15 protein-coding genes and 1 pseudogene are annotated in these 21,308 nt (G+C 60.6%); 9 read left to right on the top strand and 7 right to left on the bottom strand.

Going from position 1 to position 21,308, the window contains the following annotated elements; all coding sequences use genetic code 11:
• Positions 1 to 2: 2 nt before the first annotated feature.
• Positions 3 to 1,976, bottom strand: a complete 1,974-nt coding sequence (locus DJ564_RS22380; RefSeq protein ID WP_109633405.1) for a MacB family efflux pump subunit — start codon at positions 1,974 to 1,976, stop codon at positions 3 to 5.
• On the bottom strand, positions 1,977 to 3,149 hold the full coding sequence (locus tag DJ564_RS22375) for an efflux RND transporter periplasmic adaptor subunit (protein ID WP_109633403.1): 1,173 nt from the start codon (positions 3,147 to 3,149) through the stop codon (positions 1,977 to 1,979).
• Between the two features lie 321 nt (positions 3,150 to 3,470).
• Here DJ564_RS22375 and DJ564_RS22370 point away from each other — a divergent pair, with 321 nt between their 5' ends.
• From DJ564_RS22370 to DJ564_RS22340, 6 genes are all read left to right on the top strand, one after another.
• On the top strand, positions 3,471 to 3,953 hold the full coding sequence (locus DJ564_RS22370) for a sigma-70 family RNA polymerase sigma factor (protein ID WP_109633400.1): 483 nt from the start codon (positions 3,471 to 3,473) through the stop codon (positions 3,951 to 3,953).
• Positions 3,954 to 4,075: 122 nt separating this feature from the next.
• Complete coding sequence (locus DJ564_RS22365; protein WP_109633399.1) at positions 4,076 to 5,413, top strand: lysine N(6)-hydroxylase/L-ornithine N(5)-oxygenase family protein; 1,338 nt, start codon at positions 4,076 to 4,078, stop codon at positions 5,411 to 5,413.
• A 518-nt stretch (positions 5,414 to 5,931) separates the two neighbouring features.
• Complete coding sequence (mgtA, locus tag DJ564_RS22355) at positions 5,932 to 8,634, top strand: magnesium-translocating P-type ATPase (protein ID WP_109633394.1); 2,703 nt, start codon at positions 5,932 to 5,934, stop codon at positions 8,632 to 8,634.
• A 103-nt stretch (positions 8,635 to 8,737) separates the two neighbouring features.
• Positions 8,738 to 9,145 carry a chemotaxis protein CheY gene (locus tag DJ564_RS22350; RefSeq protein ID WP_109633392.1) on the top strand — a complete coding sequence of 136 codons (408 nt, stop codon included), beginning with the start codon at positions 8,738 to 8,740 and terminating at the stop codon, positions 9,143 to 9,145.
• 142 nt (positions 9,146 to 9,287) lie between these two features.
• Positions 9,288 to 9,908, top strand: a complete 621-nt coding sequence (locus DJ564_RS22345; RefSeq protein WP_109633390.1) for a response regulator transcription factor — start codon at positions 9,288 to 9,290, stop codon at positions 9,906 to 9,908.
• A 36-nt stretch (positions 9,909 to 9,944) separates the two neighbouring features.
• On the top strand, positions 9,945 to 13,136 hold the full coding sequence (locus DJ564_RS22340) for a transporter substrate-binding domain-containing protein (RefSeq protein ID WP_256597527.1): 3,192 nt from the start codon (positions 9,945 to 9,947) through the stop codon (positions 13,134 to 13,136).
• On the opposite strand, the gene dkgB is transcribed toward DJ564_RS22340, so the two are convergent.
• Positions 13,133 to 13,936, bottom strand: a complete 804-nt coding sequence (gene dkgB, locus DJ564_RS22335) for a 2,5-didehydrogluconate reductase DkgB (RefSeq protein WP_109633387.1) — start codon at positions 13,934 to 13,936, stop codon at positions 13,133 to 13,135. The genes DJ564_RS22340 and dkgB overlap by 4 nt on opposite strands.
• Before the next feature lie 236 nt (positions 13,937 to 14,172).
• The gene (locus DJ564_RS22330; protein ID WP_109633385.1) at positions 14,173 to 14,712 is read right to left on the bottom strand and encodes a PaaI family thioesterase; all 540 of its coding nucleotides are present in this window, start codon (positions 14,710 to 14,712) and stop codon (positions 14,173 to 14,175) included.
• 225 nt (positions 14,713 to 14,937) lie between these two features.
• On the opposite strand from DJ564_RS22330, the gene DJ564_RS22325 reads away from it, so the two are divergent.
• Positions 14,938 to 15,804, top strand: a complete 867-nt coding sequence (locus tag DJ564_RS22325; RefSeq protein WP_109633383.1) for a pirin family protein — start codon at positions 14,938 to 14,940, stop codon at positions 15,802 to 15,804.
• Between the two features lie 97 nt (positions 15,805 to 15,901).
• Complete coding sequence (locus DJ564_RS22320; protein WP_109633381.1) at positions 15,902 to 17,344, top strand: mechanosensitive ion channel domain-containing protein; 1,443 nt, start codon at positions 15,902 to 15,904, stop codon at positions 17,342 to 17,344.
• A 122-nt stretch (positions 17,345 to 17,466) separates the two neighbouring features.
• On the opposite strand, the pseudogene DJ564_RS22315 reads toward DJ564_RS22320, so the two are convergent.
• Positions 17,467 to 17,799: pseudogene (locus tag DJ564_RS22315) on the bottom strand (TonB-dependent receptor domain-containing protein); the annotation flags it as partial.
• Positions 17,800 to 17,988: 189 nt separating this feature from the next.
• Between DJ564_RS22315 and DJ564_RS22310 the strand changes: the two are divergent.
• The gene (locus DJ564_RS22310) at positions 17,989 to 18,429 is read left to right on the top strand and encodes a carboxymuconolactone decarboxylase family protein (protein ID WP_109633379.1); all 441 of its coding nucleotides are present in this window, start codon (positions 17,989 to 17,991) and stop codon (positions 18,427 to 18,429) included.
• Here the strand turns inward: DJ564_RS22310 and DJ564_RS22305 are convergent, their stop codons facing one another.
• Both DJ564_RS22305 and DJ564_RS22300 read right to left on the bottom strand, forming a co-directional pair.
• Positions 18,430 to 20,022: a DHA2 family efflux MFS transporter permease subunit gene (locus tag DJ564_RS22305; RefSeq protein WP_109633377.1), complete on the bottom strand. Its 1,593-nt coding sequence runs from the start codon at positions 20,020 to 20,022 to the stop codon at positions 18,430 to 18,432.
• Positions 20,019 to 21,140, bottom strand: coding sequence for an HlyD family secretion protein (locus DJ564_RS22300; RefSeq protein ID WP_109633376.1), 1,122 nt, complete (start codon positions 21,138 to 21,140; stop codon positions 20,019 to 20,021). The genes DJ564_RS22305 and DJ564_RS22300 overlap by 4 nt, the downstream gene beginning before the upstream one ends.
• Positions 21,141 to 21,308 lie beyond the last annotated feature (168 nt).

Raw genomic sequence — 21,308 nt, 5'->3', positions numbered from 1 at the left:
GATCATTCACTGGTAAGGGCCGTGACCGGGTCGAGTCGGGCAGCTTTGCGGGCCGGCATGAAGCCGAAGACAACACCGGTGACCAGGGCGCAGCCGAAGGCGCCGAGCACCGCTATCAAAGAGAACGCGACAGCGACTTCGCTGAGGATCAGCACACCGCCGACGATCAGCGCCAGAGCGATACCGGCGAGCCCGCCGACCACCGAAAGCATCACCGCTTCGGTCAGGAACTGCCGGAGGATGTCGCGCTGACGGGCGCCGGTGGCCATGCGGATGCCGATCTCCCGCGTGCGCTCGCGCACGGTCATGAGCATGATGTTCATCACGCCGATGCCGCCCACCAGCAGCGAAATCGCGGCAATCGAACCCAGCATCAACGACAGGGTGTTTTGTGTGCGCGCTTCGGCTTGAATCATCGCGGCGTTGTTGGTCAGTTCGAAATCCTTCTTGCCGTTGTGCAGGCGCAGCATCAATTGCTCGATGGCTATTTCGGTCTCCTTGACCTTGCGCGCATCGGCGGCGGCGATGGCCACGTACTCGGGATTGTGGGTGCCGAACAGCCGCACGCTCGCGGCGGAATACGGGATGGCGATGCGGTCGTCGCTGTCGGAATCGCCGGAGCTGGCGCCTTTTTCCGCGAGCACGCCGACCACCTGAAACGGCACGTTCTCGATCAGAATGTACTGGCCGATCGGGTTGGCCACGTCCTTCAGCAACTTGGTCCGCACTTTGTGGCCGATCACTGCAACCGCCGCCGCGTTGCGTTCATCGTCCTCGGTGAAATAGCTGCCTTGCACCACCGGCCAGTTGAAGATGGCCGGAAAGTTGGTGTCGTTGCCGCCGACGTAGCTCAAGTGGTCGAGGTTGCCGAAACGCACTCCGGCTTCCTGGCCGTTGACCGGCATGATCCGCGTCACCTGCGGCAGGCTGCCCACCGCTGCGACGTCATCCAGGGTGACAATACCCAGCGGCGTACGCGGGTTCGGTGATGAGCCACCGAGGTAAATGATGTTCGAGCCAAAGGCGCCCATTTGCGCCATCACCTGGCGCTTGCTGCCTTCACCGACGGCCAGCATCACCACCACCGACGCGACGCCGATGATGATGCCAAGCAACGTCAGTGCCGTGCGAAAGCGATTGATCCACATCACCCGCCACGCCGCTTGCACCGCATCGATCAGCTCGCCTTTCCACGCGCCGTTGGCTTGCGCGCCTTCGGTCAGGCGCTTGCGCAGATCCACCGCTTGCAGCGCGCCGGGATTGGTCGAGGTCTGTTCTTCAGGATTGTCGTGGGCACTGTCGCTGATGATCAGCCCGTCGCGAATTTCGATGATGCGTTTGGCCCGGGCCGCGACTTCGCGGTCGTGGGTGATGAGGATCACCACGTGGCCCTGGCTCGCCAGTTCGTCGAGCAGGGTCATGACCTCGGCGCCGCTGTGGCTGTCGAGGGCGCCGGTGGGTTCGTCGGCGAGGATGATATGGCCGCCATTCATCAAGGCGCGGGCGATGGACACCCGTTGTTGCTGGCCGCCAGACAGTTGATGCGGACGGTTGCCGGTGCGCGAAGCGAGGCCGAGACGGTCGAGCAGGGCGGCGGCACGGGCGTGGCGTTCGGCGGCCGGGGTGCCGGCATAGATGGCCGGCATCTCGACGTTTTCCTGGGCCGAGCCGGACGGGATCAAGTGATAACCCTGGAACACAAAACCAAAGGCTTCGCGGCGCAACCAGGCCAGTTCGTCGCTGTCGAGGGCGGCGACGTTTTGCCCGGCGAAACGGTATTCGCCCGATGTCGGGCGGTCGAGGCAACCGAGGATGTTCATCAGCGTCGATTTGCCGGAACCGGAGGCGCCGACAATCGCCACGAATTCACCGGCATGGATCGACAGGTCGATGCCGCGCAACACGTGAACTTCCGGTGAATCACCGCCGCCATAGGCTTTGCGGATGTCCTGCAGGTCGATCAGGGGCGTGTGCATTCAGCCGCCCCTCCCGTCAGCCGGGCCGATCAGCAGGTGATCGCCTTCCTGCAAACCGTCGAGGATCTGCACCCGCAGACGATCGCTGATGCCGGTGCGCACGTCGCGCTGCTGGATGCTGCCGTTTTCGGCGACGACCTGGGCGATTTGCCTATTCGCTTCGGTGCCGGCCTGCAGCGCCGCGACCGGTGCGGTCAGGGTATTTTTCGCCTGATCGGAAACGAAGAACACCTGGGTGGTCATCTCCGCCATCAACGCGTTGTCGGCGTTATCGACATCCAGCAACACCGTATACAGCACCACGCGCGCGCTGCCGCTTTTGCTCGAACTGGCCGGGCTGCCGCCACCCTGGCTGGTCTGGTCCAATGGCTTGGGTGGCACCGGCAGAATCTGCCGCACGGTGCTGCTCCAGCGTCGGTTGCCACCGCTGAGGGTGGTAAACCAGGCGCTCATGCCGGGTTTGACGTGGCCGATGTCGGCTTCCGAGACTTCGGCCCATACGGTCATCGGCGACAACTTGGCGATGCGCAGGATCAAGGGTGTTTGCTGCTGGGCGTTGAGGGTCTGGCCGACCCGAGCGTCGAGGGCGACCACGGTGCCGGCCATCGGCGCGTAAATCCGCGTGTAGCCAAGTTCGGCCTGATCGCTGCGCAGGCTGGCCTGGGCCTGGCGGATCTGCGCCTGGAACATGTCGATGCGCGCCTGGGTGGCGTGCAGTTCGGCCTGGGCGGTTTGCACGTCTTCTTCGCGGGTCGCGCCGCCGGCCTTGAGGTTCTGCTGGCGCTGGAATTTCTGTCGGGCCAGTTCGTGCTGGGCCCGTTGTTCCTGGAGCTGCGCCTTGAGGTTCTCGATGGAGTAGCGTCCGGCGTCGAGCTTGGCCTGCTGGGTCGACGGGTCGATCTCCACCAGCAGCTGGCCTTCCTTGACCACGTCGCCCACTTCCACGTGAATCTTCTGGATCTGCCCGGACGCCTGGGCGCCAACGTCGACATAACGCCGCGGTTGCAGGGTGCCCAACGCGGTGACGCTGCTTTCAATGTCGCCACGGCTGACTTGCACGGTGGCGAATTTATCCCGGCCAGGCGGGATCACTTGCCAGGCGGCGATGGCGATAACGGGGATCAGACAAAGTGCTACAAGCAGGGCGCGTCGGGTCTGTCGGGGACGTTTCATGCAGGGTTCCGGCCAATGGATATCGGCCCGTCGTTCAACCTGCGCAGATAAACCGGCGACAGCCGAACGCTGTCGGGGAGCCGACAGACACGGGGAGCTGTCCTGTAAACGAGGAAAGTGGCGGGGAATTTAGGCGCGGACACATAGGGTTACAGGTGTAGCACAAGACTATTTATCCGGTAAGGCAAACCAACACTTTAAATCTATATGAGAATTACTATAAATTACGCGGCTTGAACTGCCACCATCTTGCCACTGCCTATGTCGGCGGTCGCCGAGGTGGCTCAAGGACAGAAACCGCACCCTGTGCGGCCGGGAGTCATGTTGGAAAACTACTATCGCGAGCTGGTGTGTTTCCTGAACGCCAAGCTAGGCAACCGTCAGGTGGCCGAAGATGTGGTGCATGACGCTTATCTGCGAGTACTGGAGCGTTCCAGTGATACGCCGATCGAGCAGCCCCGGGCCTTCCTTTATCGCACCGCGCTGAACCTGGTGATCGACGATCATCGGCGCAATGCCTTGCGCCAGGTCGAGTCGCTGGACGTGCTCGACAACGAAGAGCGCTACTTCACGCCATCCCCGCACAATTGCCTCGACCACGGCCAGCGCCTGGAAATGCTCCAGCGTGCCTTGGCGGAATTGCCGCGGCTGTGTCGCGAAAGTTTTCTGCTGCGCAAGATCGACGGCCTGTCGCACCCGGAAATTGCCGAGCACCTGGGCATCTCGCGCGCGCTGGTGGAGAAGCACATCGTCAATGCCATGAAGCACTGCCGCATACGGATGCGCCAGTGGGACGCCCATTGATCCCTTCTCTCTAAATTTTTTTTCATTGTCCTCGTTCCTACTCAACAGACGACCTGCTGTCCTGCATCAGGTCACTTAGGCTTATTCCCCTTGTTGAGGGGTTCATCCAGAGGACACTGGAAATGACACAGGCAATTGCATCGCCCATCGTTCACGACCTGATCGGCGTCGGTTTCGGCCCTTCGAACCTGGCGCTGGCCATCGCTCTGCAAGAGCGCGGGCCGAGCCAGGGCGAGCTGGATGTTCTGTTTCTCGACAAGCAGCCCAACTACAGCTGGCACGGCAATACCCTGTCGACCCAGAGCGAGCTGCAGATTTCCTTCCTCAAGGACCTGGTGACCCTGCGCAATCCGACCAGCCCGTATTCGTTCGTCAACTACCTCAAGCATCACGGCCGCCTGGTGGACTTCATCAACCTCGGCACCTTCTACCCGTGCCGCATGGAGTATAACGACTACCTGCGCTGGGTCGCCGGCCAGTTTGAAGCCCAGAGCCGCTACGGCGAAGAAGTGCTGACCATCGAGCCGGTGCTGCACAACCAGCAGGTCGAGGCGCTGCGGGTCATCTCTCGCGACGCCACGGGTCATCAACATGTACGCACCACCCGGTCGGTGGTGGTCAGTACCGGCGGTACGCCGCGCATTCCCGAAGCGTTCAAGGCGCTGAAAGATGATGGCCGCGTGTTCCACCACTCGCAGTACCTGGCGCAGATGGCCAAGCAGCCGTGCGTGAACAATCAACCGATGAGCATCGCGATCATCGGCGGCGGGCAAAGCGCGGCGGAAGCCTTCATCGATTTGAACGACAGTTTCCCATCGGTGCAGGTGGACATGATCCTGCGTGGCTCGGCGCTGAAGCCGGCGGATGACAGCCCGTTCGTCAACGAAGTGTTCTCGCCGGAGTTCACCGACCTGGTGTTCCAGCAGGCAAGCAGCGAGCGCGAGCGCCTGGTCAACGAGTACCACAACACCAACTATTCGGTGGTGGACATCGACCTGATCGAACGCATCTACGGCATCTTCTATCGCCAGAAAGTCTCGGGCATCGCGCGTCACACGTTCCGCACCCTGACCACTATTGAAAAAGCCACCGCCACCGAGCGCGGTATCGAACTGGCAGTGCGCAACAATGCCACCGGTGAAGTGACGGTTCGTCTGTACGATGCCGTGGTATTGGCCACCGGCTACGAGCGCCAGATGCACCGCAAACTGCTGGCGCCGCTGGAGCAATACCTGGGTGATTTCGAAGTGGATCGCAACTACAAGCTGATCACCGACGAGCGCTGCAAGGCCGGCATCTATATGCAGGGTTTCTGCCAGGCGAGCCATGGTTTGAGCGACACACTGTTGTCGATCCTGCCGATTCGCGCGGATGAGATTGCAGGTTCCTTGTATGACCATGGCAAGCACCGTGGGCATAGCCGGTCGGTGGTGGATTTGTTGTTGGCCACTGCCAGCTAAAATGTGTGGCGGCTGTGAGGCCGTCATCGCGGGCAAGCCCGCTCCCACAGTTTGATCTATTGGCACAAAATCTGTGTTCACTAGAGATCCCTGTGGGAGCGGGCTTGCCCGCGATAGGGCCCTCAATAGCAGCACAAATCTTCAAAGCTGAACCCTTCCTGAAGAACCCCGCAATTCCCCCGCCACCCACCGTTCCTTCGTTTACTCTCCAGAAATCGGGGCGTAAGCTTCGCGCGTTTTCATCAATAGCGGAGACCCTCAGTGGGTACTTGTTCGAGTGACAGTAGTCGGCCGGTCTCGATAACCGGCACCTTCCCGGCAAGATAACGCGCAGTCCTTTGTGCCGTTGTCTCGCCTGAGAGCGAGTAGCGGCCTCCCGATCGAGCCAGTTGCGGCCCGACTCCCGATGTCCCTCTCTTCGACGCCTGACCGTGTGTGATGTTCGACGTGCCTGTCGTCATCGCAGCGACTCGACACGCCTGCTCGAAGGTCTCCCGGCTGACCCTGGGGGCAACGCCATGAACCTTACCCTGCTCAAGGAATTCTTCGCCGGATTCCTGCGCACCCGTCACATCGGCCGGCACTTTCGCCGACTGGCGCTGCTGGAAAGCTTCACCGACACCACGGTCAGCCGTGAAGTGCCGCCAACGCTGGCGCAAACCCTGGTCACCGCCGCTAACAGCGACACCGGCTCCTTGCTGAAAAAACTCGGCAGCCACACCGACGGCTTGAGTGAACAGGAAGCCGACACCCTGCGCGGGCAATTCGGCCTCAACGAAGTCGAGCACGAACAGCCACTGCCGTGGTGGACTCACCTGTGGCACTGCTACAAAAACCCGTTCAACCTGCTGCTGACCTTGCTCGCGGTGATCTCCTTGCTGACCGAGGACATGAAAGCCGCCATCGTGATTTTCTCGATGGTGGTGCTTTCGACCTTGTTGCGCTTCTGGCAGGAGAGCAAATCCAACCAGGCCGCGGACGCCCTCAAGGCCATGGTCAGCAATACCGCCACGGTGCTGCGCCGGGAAGCGCCGCGTACCGAGCTGGCGATCAAGCAATTGGTGCCGGGCGATCTGATCGTACTCTCGGCCGGTGACATGATCCCCGCCGATTGCCGGGTGCTCAGCGCCAAGGACCTGTTCGTCAGCCAGGCGGCGATGACCGGCGAATCGATGCCGGTGGAAAAATTCCCGCGCCAGCAGGACCGCGACAGCGGCAATCCGCTGGACCTCGACAACATCCTGTTCATGGGCACCAACGTGGTGTCCGGTACGGCGATGGCGGTGATTCTCACCACCGGCAACAATACCTATTTCGGCGCCCTGGCCCAGCGGGTCGGCGCCACCGATCGTGCGCCGACCTCGTTTCAGACCGGGGTCAACAAAATCAGCTGGCTGTTGATCCGCTTCATGTTCGTCATGGCCCCGCTGGTGCTGTTCATCAACGGTTTCACCAAGGGCGACTGGACCGAAGCGCTGCTGTTCGCGCTGTCGATTGCCGTGGGCCTGACCCCGGAAATGCTGCCGATGATCGTCACCTCGACCCTGGCCAAGGGCGCGGTGTTCCTGTCGCGTAAAAAAGTCATCGTCAAACGCCTCGACGCGATCCAGAACTTCGGTGCCATGGACGTGCTGTGCACCGACAAGACCGGCACCCTGACCCAAGACAAAATCTTCCTCGCCCGTAACGTCGACGTCTGGGGCAACGACTCCGACGACGTGCTGGAAATGGCCTACCTCAACAGCTACTACCAGACCGGCCTGAAAAACCTGCTGGACGTGGCGGTGCTCGAACACGTGGAAATCCACCGTGAATTGAAGGTCGGCACGGCGTTTCGCAAGGTCGATGAAATTCCGTTCGACTTCACTCGCCGGCGCATGTCGGTGGTGGTCGCCGAGCGCGATCAGCCGCCTCTGCTGATCTGCAAAGGCGCGGTGGAGGAAGTGCTGGCGGTGTGCACGCGGGTACGTCACGGCGTTGTCGATGAAGCCCTGAGCGAGGAACTGCTGGCGCGGATTCGCCAGGTCACTGCTGCCTTCAACGCTGAAGGCTTGCGGGTGGTCGCGGTCGCCGCGCGTCCCATGATCGAAGGCCGCGACACGTACAACCTGGCGGATGAACAGGCGCTGACGCTGATCGGCTATGTGGCGTTCCTCGATCCACCGAAAGAAAGCACCGCCCCGGCCCTGAAGGCGCTGGCCGCTCACGGCGTCGCGGTGAAAGTGCTCACCGGTGACAACGAACTGGTGACGGCGAAGATCTGCCGCGAAGTCGGCCTGGAGCAACAAGGCCTGCTGATGGGCAACGACATCGAGCGCATGAGCGACGCCCAATTGGCAGTGGCGGTCGAGACCACCAATGTCTTTGCCAAACTGACGCCGTCGCACAAGGACCGCATCGTGCGTCTGCTCAAGGGCAACGGCCACGTGGTCGGTTTCATGGGCGACGGCATCAACGATGCGCCGGCGCTGCGTACTGCCGACATCGGCATTTCGGTGGACAGCGCCGTGGACATCGCCAAGGAAGCGGCCGACATCATCCTCCTGGAAAAGAGCCTGATGGTGCTGGAGGAGGGCGTGCTGGAAGGGCGCCGCACCTTCGCCAACATGCTCAAGTACATCAAGATGACGGCCAGCTCGAACTTCGGCAACGTGTTCTCTGTGCTGGTGGCGAGCGCGTTCATTCCGTTCTTGCCGATGCTGCCGATGCACCTGCTGGTGCAGAACCTGCTGTACGACATTTCACAGATCGCCATCCCGTTCGATCACGTCGATGACGAAATGCTCAAGCAACCGCAGCGCTGGCAGCCGGCGGATGTCGGGCGCTTCATGCTGTTTTTCGGCCCGATCAGTTCGATTTTCGACATCACCACGTTTGCCCTGATGTGGTACGTGTTCGACGCCAATACCCCGGACCACCAAACGCTGTTCCAGTCTGGCTGGTTCGTGGTCGGGTTGCTGACCCAGACGTTGATCGTGCACATGATCCGCACCCCGAAAATCCCGTTCCTGCAAAGCCGCGCGGCGATGCCGTTGATGGTCATGACCGGGATCATCATGGCCGTGGGGATTTTCCTGCCGATGGGGCCATTGGCGCACTACTTCAAATTGCAGGCGCTGCCGTCGCTGTATTTCGTGTTCCTGCCGGTGATTCTGCTGGCGTACATGGTGCTGACCCAGGCAGTGAAGGGCTTTTACATTCGGCGGTTCGGTTGGCAGTGATTGTCGGAGGCTGCGGCTATTTCAGAAAAGTCCTACAGAAACATCTGTGCGCCTCCCGTAGCCTCGCCGCTTCAAAAATCAGCTATTCACACATGAGGCTACGATGCCGAATAAAGCCTTGCGCATCCTGATCGCCGACGAGCAGCACTTTCACCGGATGATCATCGAGCGGCTATTCAACCAACTCGATTATTACCGGGTGGCACCGGTGCACGACCTTGCGTCAATGCTGACCCTGGTCGAGTACGGTTGCGAGCCGTTTGACCTGGTGGTCGTCAACGCCGCGCTGGGGGCAGGCGAGCTGGATTTGTTCGGGTACTTTCTCGATAACCGGCAGGTTTGCCACGCGCTGATTTTCGACGGGCAACAGGCGCAGTTGCCGCCGATTCCGGCCTGCGGGCAACAGAAAATTCGGGTGAGTCACGATGTGCTGCCTGATCTGGCGTGCATTCAGCAGTTGATGACGATCATTGACCCATCGCCGGAGTTTTATCAGCGGTATGCCGGGTGATGGCGGCGCACCGTTCGTCGGAACTGTCATTTCTTACAGGTAGAATCTGCCTTTCCTCCATGCAACAGTCTTGGCGCAGCCGTTGCGTCTGCCCCGGCGTTTTCCGGCGAACATTCGTTGAGTCTTTGCACAGGGAGTTGTCATGAAGTCAGTGCTGATTGTCGACGATCATCCGGTGATCCGCGCCGCACTCAAGCTTGTGCTTCAACGGGAAGGTTTCAAGCAGATTCATGAGGCGGCAAGCGTTGGGGAAGCGTTGACGATACTGCGTGAGCATCTGGTCGATCTGCTGATCCTGGACCTGGTGATGCCCGGCGGCAACGGGCTGGATTTGCTTGAGCGAATCAGGGCGAGCGACTGGAAATGTGTGGTGCTGGTGTTCACCTCGCTCGATCCGCTGTTTTTCCAGGAGCGTTGCATGCGCGGTGGTGCCTTGGCGTACGTCTCGAAAACCAACAGCCTGGATCAATTGCACAAGGCGGTGCATGCGTTGATGGCGGGTTATACCTATTTCACGCAGTTGCTTTCCAGACCGATGAACCCGCTGCAACACAGCGAAAAAAAGTTGATCGACTCACTGTCCAACCGCGAGTTGACCATCTTGCAATCCCTTGCCCGAGGCTTCTCCAACAAGGCGATCGCCGAAGCCATGAACCTGAGCCACAAAACCGTCAGCACCTACAAAACGCGTTTGATCATAAAACTGGGGGTTATGGCGGCGGTGCACCTGCGGGATTTCGCCATACGCAATCACCTGATCTGAGTGCGCCCGCCCGTGCGTGTATGGCTGCTTATCCTCATGGTGTGCCTCGTGCCGCCAGCGCCGGCCATCGCCGGCGAGCCTGAGCGCTTGCAGGTGCTGGGGCGTTCCACAGTGGAGGGCTACGAGGTCAGTCTGGATGAACAGGACCGCCAATGGCTGCGCAACAAACGCGTCTTGCGCCTTGGGGTGAGCGGGCCGGACTACCCGCCGTTCGAGGTGACGCGCAATCACAACGAGCTGGAAGGTATCACCGCTGATTACGCCATGCTCATTGCGCAGATGCTCAACGTGCAGATCGAGGTGCTGCGTTATGTCACCCGTGAAGCGGCCATGGAGGCGCTTAAATTCGGCGAGCTGGATGTGCTGGGGACTTCGAACAACTTTGAACTGGCCGACCCCGAGCTGATCCTGTCCAGTGCTTATGCTGATGATCAGCCGATGCTGGTCACCCGACTGGACGAGCACATGCCCGTGGATCTGGCGGGTAAACGGATTGCCATGGCCGAAGATTACCTGCCGGCGCAGACCGTTGAATCGTTCTATCCCGAGGCCAGCCTGCAGCGTTATCCGTCGACGCTCGATGCGCTCGGGGCGGTGGCGTATGGGCAGGTTGACGTCTCTCTCGTAGACATCTTCAGCGCCAATTACCTGATCAACAATAACTACCTCAATGACGTTCAGCTGATGGGGCCGTCGGGCCTCGACGCTAACCCGTTCGGCTTCGCGCTGGCTCGGGACAACCTGGCGCTGAAGGACCTCATCGACAAGGCGCTGGCGGCGATCCCCATGGATCAGCGCTCGGTTATCGAGCAACGCTGGAGCGCCGGCAGGGCCAAAGTGGCGGGGCAGCAACGCGTGAGTCTGAGCGAGAGTGAACAGCGCTGGCTGGATCAGCATCCAATGGTGAAGGTGGGTGTCGTCGGGGACTTTGCGCCGTTGACGTTCTACGATACCGAGGGACGATTCAGTGGGTTGACGGCGCAATTGCTGAAGCTGATCAGCCAGCGCAGCGGTTTGAACTTCGATGTGTTGCGAGGCCAGACCCTGGACCAGCAGATCCAGCGCCTCAAGGCCGGCGAGATTGATGTCTTGCCCGCCATCATCCCCACGACCGAAGGCGTTCGCGGACTGCACTTTACCCGGTCCTATTTGACCAATCCGTACATGCTGGTCAGTGCAACTACCTCCGGTAGCCCGAAGACGCTGGACGATCTGGCCGGTAAACGTCTGGCGATTTATCCCCGTCACCCGATGCGTGCATTCATTCAGGAACAGGCACCCGATGTGCAGATGGTGGACGTACAAAACCCGGCCCAGGGTCTGGAACTGGTGGCGCAGGAACAGGCCGAAGCCGCGCTCAGTTCATTGTTCATGACCCGTTACCTGATTGCCCGGTATTACCAGGGCCGTTTGCGCATCAGCAGCACCGTGGGCGATGAGCCGGCGCGCATCGCTATGGCAACCGGCCGTGATGAATCGGTGTTGAACTCGATTTTGAACAAGGCGTTGCTGAGCATTTCGCCCGAGGAGATGGACGATCTGGTCGCCCGCTGGAGCAACGATGTCGTCGTGGATGACAGCTATTGGCTGCGTCATCGCCAAGGCATTTTGCAGGCGTTTGCCGCTGCCGCGGTTCTGTTGTTGCTGGCCCTGGCCTGGATCGCCCGGCAGCGCCGACAGATCCGCCAGCGCCAGCAGTGGCTGCAGCAATTGCAGGACGCCAAAGACGCAGCGGAGGATGCTAACCGGGCCAAAACCACGTTTCTGGCAACCATGAGCCATGAAATCCGTACACCGATGAATGCCCTGATCGGGTTTCTGGAAATGGCCTGGAAGCGGGCAGAAGAGGGCGTGGCAGACCGTACGGCCCTTGAAGTCGCGTCAGCGGCCGCGCAACAGTTACTGGGGTTGATCGGCGATATCCTCGACATCGCCCGCATCGAGTCCGGGCATTTATCCCTGACACCAGAACGCGCCAATCTGCGGGCGCTGGTGGAGTCGGTCTGCCGGGTTTTCGAAGGGTTGGCACGGCAGAAAAACCTGGAATGGCATGTCGAGATGGACGCGCGCAGCGATCGCGACGTGTTGATCGACCCCACGCGCTTCAAGCAGGTGCTGTCCAACCTGTTGAGCAACGCGACCAAGTTCACCCGTGAAGGGGAGGTGAGTTTGACGTTGAGTGTGGTGCCCGGATTGTCGGGGCATCTGGTGGTCAATGTGCGCATTGAAGACACCGGCATTGGCATCAGCGCAGCTGATCAGAAGCTGTTGTTCAGTCCGTTCGTTCAGGGCGGCAACAGCCAGCAATCCGCCCGCAAGGGGGCCGGGTTGGGGCTGGTGATCAGCCGCACGTTGTGTGAAATGATGGGTGGCCACCTGGAGCTGCGCAGCGTCCTCGGGCAGGGCTCGAAGGTCGAGATCAGCCTGTCGCTGATCGCGTTGCAGCCGCTGCCCGCCGATGAATCGGCGAACAGGGCGCTGGTGCAGGTCCCCACGCGGTCCCTGACTGTTCTGGTGGTCGACGATCACTCGGCCAATCGCCTGTTGCTCTCAAGTCAGCTGAGCTACTTGGGGCACCGCGTGATGGAGGCCGAAGATGGCGAGCATGGGCTGGAACTGTGGCGTGCACACGAGTTTGACCTGGTCATAACTGACAGCAATATGCCGAGGCTCAGCGGTTATGAATTGACCGGTGCGATACGCGATGAAGAGTGCGCGCAAGGTCTGCTGCCGACGCTGATCCTGGGTTTTACCGCCAATGCGCAGCCTGAGGAAAAGGTCCGGTGCCTGGAAGCGGGCATGGACGATTGTCTGTTCAAACCGATTCGGTTGGCGGATCTGAGTAGCTGGTTGGCCGACCGGTTTTCAGAGATGACGAGCGAACAACCCCCATCATCCGAGATCGATTTGAGCGAGCTGGAGCAATACGTCGGTGAAGACCGGACCTTGATCAATCAACTGCTGCGTGAATTGGCAATAACCAATCGCAACGACCGTGAACATCTGCTTCAAGCTCACGCCGACAACAATCTCCCCGGTCTGCGAGACCTGGCGCACCGTATCAAGGGTGGTGCGCGCATGGTCCGGGCCCAACGGTTGATCGAAAGTTGCAAAGCGTTGGAACGAGCCTGCGCCGAAGGTCGTGCGACATCGATCGACGAAGCCGTCGATCAATTGCAGGACGCCATGCGAAGTCTCGATCAGAGCCTTGAGTCGGCTGAGGCTTAATCCCAGTGCGGCGCGATGCCTTTGGGGCTGGTCAAACGATGGCCGCGTTCCAGGCTGGCGATCAACGCCATGTCGGCTTCGCTCAACTGCAGGGCGCAGGCTTGCAGATTGCTTTGCAGGTTGGCGCGTTTGGTGGAAGAGGGGATGACCGCGTAGCCCAGTTGCATGGCCCAGGCCAGCGTGACTTGGGCCGGGGTTGCCCGCAGTCGATCGGCGATTTGCTGGATGACCGGGTCTTTCAACACTTCGCCGTAGGCCAGGGTCATGTAGGACGTGATCTGGATGCCCTGACGCTGAGCAAACTCAACGACTTTGCGGTTTTGCAGGTACGGGTGCAGTTCGATCTGGTTGGTCGCGATGTGCTCGGCACCGACCGCCGCAATCGCCTGTTGCATCAGGTCGATGGTGAAGTTGGACACACCAATCTGCCGGGTCAGGCCCTGGCGTTTAGCTTCGAGTAAGGCGCCCATGAATTCTTCGACCGGCACTTGATCTTCCGGGGACGGCCAGTGGATCAGCGTCAGGTCCAGGTAGTCGGTCTGCAGTTTGCGCAGGCTCTCTTGGAGGCTGTCGATCAGCCGGTCCTTGGCGAAATTGGCGACCCAGATTTTGCTGGTGATGAACAGCTCTTCACGGGCGATGCCGCTGGCGGCGATGGCTTCGCCGACCTCGGCTTCGTTTTCATAGATTTGTGCGGTGTCGATCACCCGGTAGCCCAGCTCCAGGCCGGTGCTCACCGAATCGATGACCACCTGGCCTTGCAAGCGAAAGGTTCCGAGACCGAATGCGGGAATAGACATCAATGACTCCAGGGGTTGCAGGGGGAATGGGCAGGAGTATCCCCGCGTGCCTCCCTGGGAAAAACCGCTGGATGGGCAAAGCACTGTTTACCGCAAGTCATGAATCGTGGGGCAGCCTGGGGGATTGAGGGTGTCTGGTCTGCCGTCTTCGCGGGCAAGCCTCGCTCCTACAGGGGGCGGCGTTGCGTTTGTAGGAGCGAGGTTTGCCCGCGAAGGCCCCGACTCGGTCTCGGAACTTACCCCCGAGCCTCAAGAATCATGCAAGTGGTTGACCCGGTCGCATACAACCGCCCATCCACATCGTAAATCCGCCCCTCGGCCAGCGCGGTGGAACGGCCCAGATGCACAATTTTGCCTTCGGCCCGCACCGGCCCGCTGGCACCGGTCAATGCGCGGACGTAGCTGATGCGCAAATCCAGCGTCGTATACCCCTGGCCCTTTTTCAGCTGCGTATGAATCGCGCAGCCCATGCACGAATCCAACAAAGTCGCGGCATAGCCGCCATGCACCCTGCCCAGCGGGTTGTAATGCCGCGAATCCGGGGTGCCCTGGAAAATGAACAGCCCGGCCGACCATTCGATGGGGATGAAATCCATCAAGGCGCCGATGGGCGGTGAAGGCAGTGCACCGTCGCCGATACCCTCGAAAAACTCGGCGGGCGACAGCGCACTGACCTCGGCCATCGACAGGCTGCCCGGTCCGGCAAGACGCGAGCGTATGGCCTGTTCCTGGGCGATCCATTGGGCGAGGGTGGCGTCGCGGTTGGGGCTTTGCATGATGAGGTCCTCAGGCGGAAGCGGATATTATGGTTGTAATTTTGATCAATATTATGTCCGAAATAAAAACTCCGCCAGCCCCGTGTGTCGTCTCCTCAAGCAATGAGGAAACCTTCACCATTGTTCTCCAGATAGGACGCTGAGGTTGATTTTTGCGGTCTAGTGCATCATTGGGTTCGGTTTTAAGCTGTGTCCATCGCGTCAAACCACGAATTTGGAGACAGGATGAAAAATATCATCGGGATTTACACCAGCCCGCGGACCCACTGGGTCGGCGACGGTTTTCCGGTTCGTACGCTGTTTTCCTACGACAACCTGGGTAAACACATCAGCCCGTTCTTGCTGCTCGATCACGCAGGCCCTGCCGAATTTACCCCGACCACCGAGCGTCGTGGTGTGGGGCAGCATCCACATCGCGGCTTCGAAACCGTGACGATCGTTTACAAAGGCGAAGTGGAGCACCGCGACTCCACCGGCAGCGGCGGCAAGATTGGCCCCGGCGATGTGCAATGGATGACAGCGGCCTCGGGGATCCTTCATGAGGAATTCCATTCCGAAGGCTTCGCCAAGCGCGGCGGCACCCTGGAAATGGTGCAGCTGTGGGTCAGCCTGCCGGCCCGGGACAAAATGGCCGATGCCGGTTACCAGACGATTCTCGATGGCGACATCCCGAGCCTCCCGCTCAAGGACCAGGCCGGCAGCCTGCGCCTGATCGCTGGCGAGTTTGAGGGTCATACCGGTCCAGCGCGCACGTTTACGCCCATCGATGTATGGGACCTGCACCTCAACGGCGGCAAGTTGTTGACCCTCGATCTGCATGAAGGTCGCAACACCGCGGTGGTGGTGCTGCGCGGCACGGTTGAGGTCAACGGTCTGGAGCTGGTGCGCGAAGGGCAGTTGGCATTGTTCGAACGCGATGGCCATCACCTCAGCCTGGAAGCCAATGACGATGCCGTGGTGTTGCTGCTCAGCGGTGAGCCGATCGACGAACCGATTGTTGGTCACGGCCCGTTCGTGATGAACAGCGAGCAAGAGATTCATCAGGCCTTTGCCGACTTCCAGTCCGGCCTTTTCGGCCAGATGAGCGATTGAACTTATTGTTGTGCTGCCAGAACCCAGCATCAAACACTCCTACACTGTGCCCAATGTGTGAGATCTTCGCGCCATTGGCCTTCGCTGGAGTCGCTTGATGCTGTCACTGCTTACCAATCACCCCTTGATCAGCGCGCTGGTCCTGGTCCTGATCGATCTCGGATTGTGGCGCTTGATCAGTGCCAATGGCAGCAACTGGAAATTGGTCGTGCGGCTGGTGATTTTTGCATTGTTCAGCGTCCTGCTGTTCAACGAAGGCATGAACCCGCTGGAGCCGGCACCCTGGGTCGATAACGTGCCGCTGCACCTGGCGGCCACGGGGTTGCAGATTGGCTGGTGGCTGTTCGCCGCGCGCACATTGACGGTGCTGATCGGTGCGCTGATGATGCAGCGGGTCGGGCACACCGGGCGGTTGTTGCAGGATCTGCTGGGTGCGGTGATCTTCCTGATCGCGGTCATTGCCGCTCTGGCCTACGTGCTCGAATTGCCGGTCAAAGGCGTGCTCGCCACCTCGGGTGCGTTGGCGATCATCGTCGGCCTGGCCTTGCAAAGCACCCTCAGCGACGTGTTTTCCGGGATCGTCCTCAACACCACCAAACCCTACCAACTGGATGACTGGATCTCCATCGACGGCACTGAAGGCCGGGTCACCGACATTGACTGGCGGGCCACGCGCCTGCAAACCTCCCAAGGCAGCATGGCGGTGATCCCCAACTCGCTGGCGGCCAAGGCCAAGATCATCAATTTCAGCCGCCCCAGCGATATGTTCGGCGTTTCGATCAGCCTGCAACTGAGCCCGCACGCGCGCCCGCAAACGGTGCTCGACGCGCTGGAGCGGGCGATGCAGGGTTGCCGTTATCTGCTGAACAAACCGGCGCCAAGTGTGGCGTTGAAAGGCTCCAGCGCCAGTGGTGTGGAGTACGAAATCAGCGGTTTCGTGGTCTCGATGGATCAGAAACGCATGGTCCGCAATCTGCTGTTCGACCTCGCGTACCGGCACTTGCAGGCATCCGGCGTCAGCCTGTTGTCGAACGTCGAATCCAACGCACCTGTCGGCCTGTCACGGCCCCGGGCGTTGCTGGACAGCTCGAACATTTTCTCGACCCTGCGTCAGGAAGAGAAAGAAACCTTCAGCCAGAACATGACCCTGCAAACCTTCCGCGCCGGTGACATGATCCTGCCGGCGGGGGAGGTCAGCGATCACCTGTTCATCATCGAATCGGGCGTGGTCTCGGTGCAGTTGAGCCGCGGCGGGGTCAAGTTTGAATCCGGGCGCATGGGGCCGGGCGAGGTGATCGGTGAGGGCGGGATTTTGTCCGATACCGCGCTGCCGGCAGAGTTCACCGCCAAGACTCCCTGCAGCTTGTATCGCATCGAGAAGGACTACCTCAAACCGTGCCTGGATGCGCGGCATGACATTAGCGAAGCGATGAAGGCGTTGCTGGATTTCCGCTTGCACAAGGCGCAGTCGTTGACCCAGGACGTGCCGAAGGTGGTGGAGAAGAAAGGGTTTTTGCGCTGGTTGCGGAGTCGGGCTTAGCGATTTCGGGTGGATGGCCGCTGCGCGGTTCGCGGGCAAGCCCGCTCCCACAGGTGATCACCGAACCCTGTGGGAGCGGGCTTGCCCGCGATAGCGATTGCAGAGTCAACAAAGCATTCAGATCAGAAATCCAGAGTCGCCGACACCTTCAACGTCCGCGGCGTCCCTTGGGTCAAACACCCACCATTGGCCGACGCCCAATAAGCCTTGTTCGCCACGTTCTCCAGATTGGCGCGCAAGGCGATGTCCTTGTCATCGAGCGTAAAGGCATACCGCGAACCCACATCAAAACGATTCCACGCCGGAATGCTTTGGGTGTTGGCGGCATTCAAATACTGCCCACCCGTGCGCAACATCCGCGCACTGAACGCTGCGCCTTCGATCCCCGGCACGTCCCAATCCGCCCCGACGTTGAGCTGAAAGCGCGGCACGCCGACCGCGCGGTTGCCGTTGTTGCGGGCTTCCTGATCTGGGTGCAACTAAGAATTGATCGCATTCTGGCGGCGCTCAACGAGCGCTGGCAATTGTCTTTTTGATCGGCCCTGTCAATGGCCTCCTCGACTTCTGAAATATTGGCTATTTGTCGGCGGCGTCGTCAGGAATAACGTAGCTCCACCCCCCCCCATTTGCTATTGGAGTCCACCATGAAACCTCGTCTCGATTTCTACACCGCTTCCCCAGACGCCCTCAAAGCCATGATCGCGCTGGAAGGCGCTGTTTCGAAGCTGCCGCTGGAAAAGACCCTGATCGAACTGGTCAAGCTGCGCACCTCGCAAATCAACGGCTGCGCCTTCTGCCTGGATATGCACAGCGCCGATGCCCGCAAGGGCGGTGAAGACCAGCGCCGTCTGTACACGCTGTCGGCGTGGCGTGAAACGCCGTTCTTCACCCCACGTGAACGTGCGGCGCTGGCGTGGACTGAATCCTTGACCCTGCTGAGCCAGACCCACGCCCCGGATGAGGACTACGAACTGGCAGCGTCCGAATTCAGCCCGAAGGAACTGGTCGACCTGACCGTGGCCATTACCACGATCAACGCCTGGAATCGTCTGGCGGTGGGGTTCCGCAAAATGCCTCAAGCCTGATCAGTGAGCATCCGCTGACGGCGCGGCCGGTGGTTGCACCTTGCGCATCAAGGGCACCATTGCCGTGGCAATGATGAAGCAGACCATGATCATCAGAAACGCGTCACCGTAGGTCTGGGTCTGGGCTTCGCGGTAGGTCAGCAGCCACAGTTGATGCAGGCTGGCGGTGACGCCGGCGTCACCGCTCTGGCCGAGGGTCGCGAAGTTGTTGCCGACCTGGGACAGCCATTGGTTCAGCGCTTCGTTGGTGCTGTTCAGGTGTTCTGCCAACCGAGTGAAGTGCAGGTTGGTGCGGTCGTTGAGAATGGTCGCACACGCGGCGATGCCGATGGCGCCTCCCAGGTTCCGCATCAGGTTGAACAATCCCGAAGCATGTTTGAGCCGCGCCGGCGCCAGTCCGCCGAGGGTCAATGTCACCGCTGGCGGCACCGCCAGTTGCTGGGCAATCCCGCGCAAGGCTTGCGGCAGCATCAATTCTTTAGCCCCCCAGTCATGGGTGATCGGGCTGAAATCCCACATCGACAGCGCGAACAGCCCAAGGCCGGTCATCATGATCCAGCGCAAGTCGATGCGATTGGCCAGAAAGGCGTACAGCGGAATCGCCATGATCTGGAACACCCCGGTGGAGAAAACCGCCAGACCAATGTCCAGTGCGCTGTAGCCGCGCACCCGGCCGAGGAACAGCGGCGTCAGGTAAATCGTGGCGAACAGGCCAATCCCGGTGACGAATGAAAAGAAACAGCCGAGGGCGAAGTTGCGATCCTTCAAGGCGCGCAAATCGACGATCGGGTTGGCCACGTGCAAGGTTCGGCCGATGAAGGCCAGGCCGGCGAGGCCGCTGATCCACGCCGTGGTCAGAATCGTGCTGTCGCTGAACCAGTTCCAGCGCGGGCCTTCTTCGAGGGTGTATTCCAGGCAGCCGAGAAACAGCGCCATGAACACCATGCTCAAGTAGTCGGCGCCTTTGAGCAGCAACAGTTCCGGCTGGTCGATTTTCACCAGCATCGGCACCGCCACGGCGACGAAAATCCCCGGCACCAGGTTGATGTAGAACAGCCAGTGCCAGGACGAAATGTCGGTGATCCAGCCACCAATCACCGGCCCCAGAGTCGGAGCCAGCGAAGCCACCGCGCCGATGGTTGCCGCCGCGATCACCCGTTGTTTGCCGGTGAAGAAAAAGAACGCGGTGGTGAACACCAGCGGGATCATCGAACCACCGAGAAAGCCTTGCAGGGCACGGAAGGCGATCATGCTCTGGATGTTCCAGGCCGCACCGCAGAGCAGGCTGGCCAAGGTGAAGCCCACCGCGGAAGCGCAAAACAGCCAGCGCGTCGAGAACACCCGCGACAACCAGCCGGATAACGGGATCACGATGATCTCGGCGATCAGGTAACTGGTTTGCACCCATGCCGTTTCATCGGTGCCGGCCGAGAGTCCACCGCCGATGTCACGCAACGAGGCGGAGACGATCTGGATGTCCAGCAGCGCAATGAACATGCCGATGCACATGGTGGCGAAGGCGAAGACTTTGGTCGCCGTCGCCATGCTGGCAGCATTGAACGGTTGCGCAGGGGCGGCGAGGGCGCGACTCATGGCGCGCTGGCCACGGCCGGGGATTCGGGGTCTTTGCGGGTGTCCACTTCGGCGGTCACCGACAGGCCCGGACGCAAGTGACCGAGTACGCCATCGGCGGGATCAAGGATGATTCTCACCGGCACACGCTGAACGATTTTAGTGAAGTTGCCGGTGGCGTTTTCCGGTGGCAGCACGCTGAACTGCGAGCCACTGGCCGGGGCGAGGCTGCCCAGATGCCCGTGGAATTCCTGCCCGGACAGCACGTCGGCATGAATGACCACCCGTTGACCCGGAATCATGCGCGCCAGTTGATCTTCCTTGAAGTTGGCATCGACCCATAATCCACTGGAAGGCACCACCGACAGCAGTTGCGAACCGGCCTGTGCGTAGGCTCCGGTTCGTGCCCGGCGATTGCCGATCACACCGTCCACCGGCGCCTTCAGTTCGGTGTAACTGACGTTCAATTGCGCCAGATCACGTTCGGCGTGGGCCTGCATCAGCGCGGCGCGGGCTTGCTGTTTTTGCGTGGCGATCACGTTCAGCTGACGTTGCGCCGCCAGCAGCTCGGCCTGGGCCCGCGAACTGAGCGCCTGAGCCGTTTTGAACGTAGCGTCGGCACGTTGGGCGCTTTCCACCGAAACAGCATTGCTGCCGACCAGTTTTTTGTAGCGCGCATTGTCGTCCCGCGAGCGCGCGGTTTCGGCGCCGGCGGCATCGATGCCGGCGCGGGCCTGGCCGATCACCGCGTGTTGCAGTTGTTCGGTGGCGTCGAGGTTGGCGAGCAAGGCTTCTTCGGCAGCCACCGCACCTTCGGCCTTGGCCAGGTTGGCGCGGTAGTCACGCGAGTCGAGGCGGATCAGCACATCGCCGGCCTTGACCTTCTGGTTGTCGGTGACCAGCACTTCTTCGATGTACCCCGCGACTTTCGGCCCGATCACCGTCACGTCACCGCCGATATAGGCATCGTCGGTTTCTTCGATAAAACGGCCGGCTGTCCACCAGTGCGTCGCGTACAACCCGGCAAACACCAGAGCAGCAATGGCCGCCGTCAGCAGGATCAACCGTTTGAGCAGGGGAGGCTTGGGTGTGCTCACCGGGACAGCAACGTCGGATTCGAGGCTGGGCATGCTGGTCATTTGAATGAATACCTATGGGAATCGAGTCTTTATTACGCATGTAATATGACGTAGGTAATATTTAGTGGCAAATGATTTGTGCATCCGGTCGTCAGATGGTCGGCGGTAACCGCAAGGACACCAATTTTTTAAGCAATGCGAGCAACACCTACAGCAGCACCGAACAGA

Origin of the sequence: Pseudomonas sp. 31-12 (genome assembly GCF_003151075.1) — a bacterium.
In the GTDB taxonomy this organism is placed as follows: domain Bacteria; phylum Pseudomonadota; class Gammaproteobacteria; order Pseudomonadales; family Pseudomonadaceae; genus Aquipseudomonas.
Note: the sequence above shows the minus strand (reverse complement) of the source record. Positions and strands in the feature narration are given on the sequence as shown.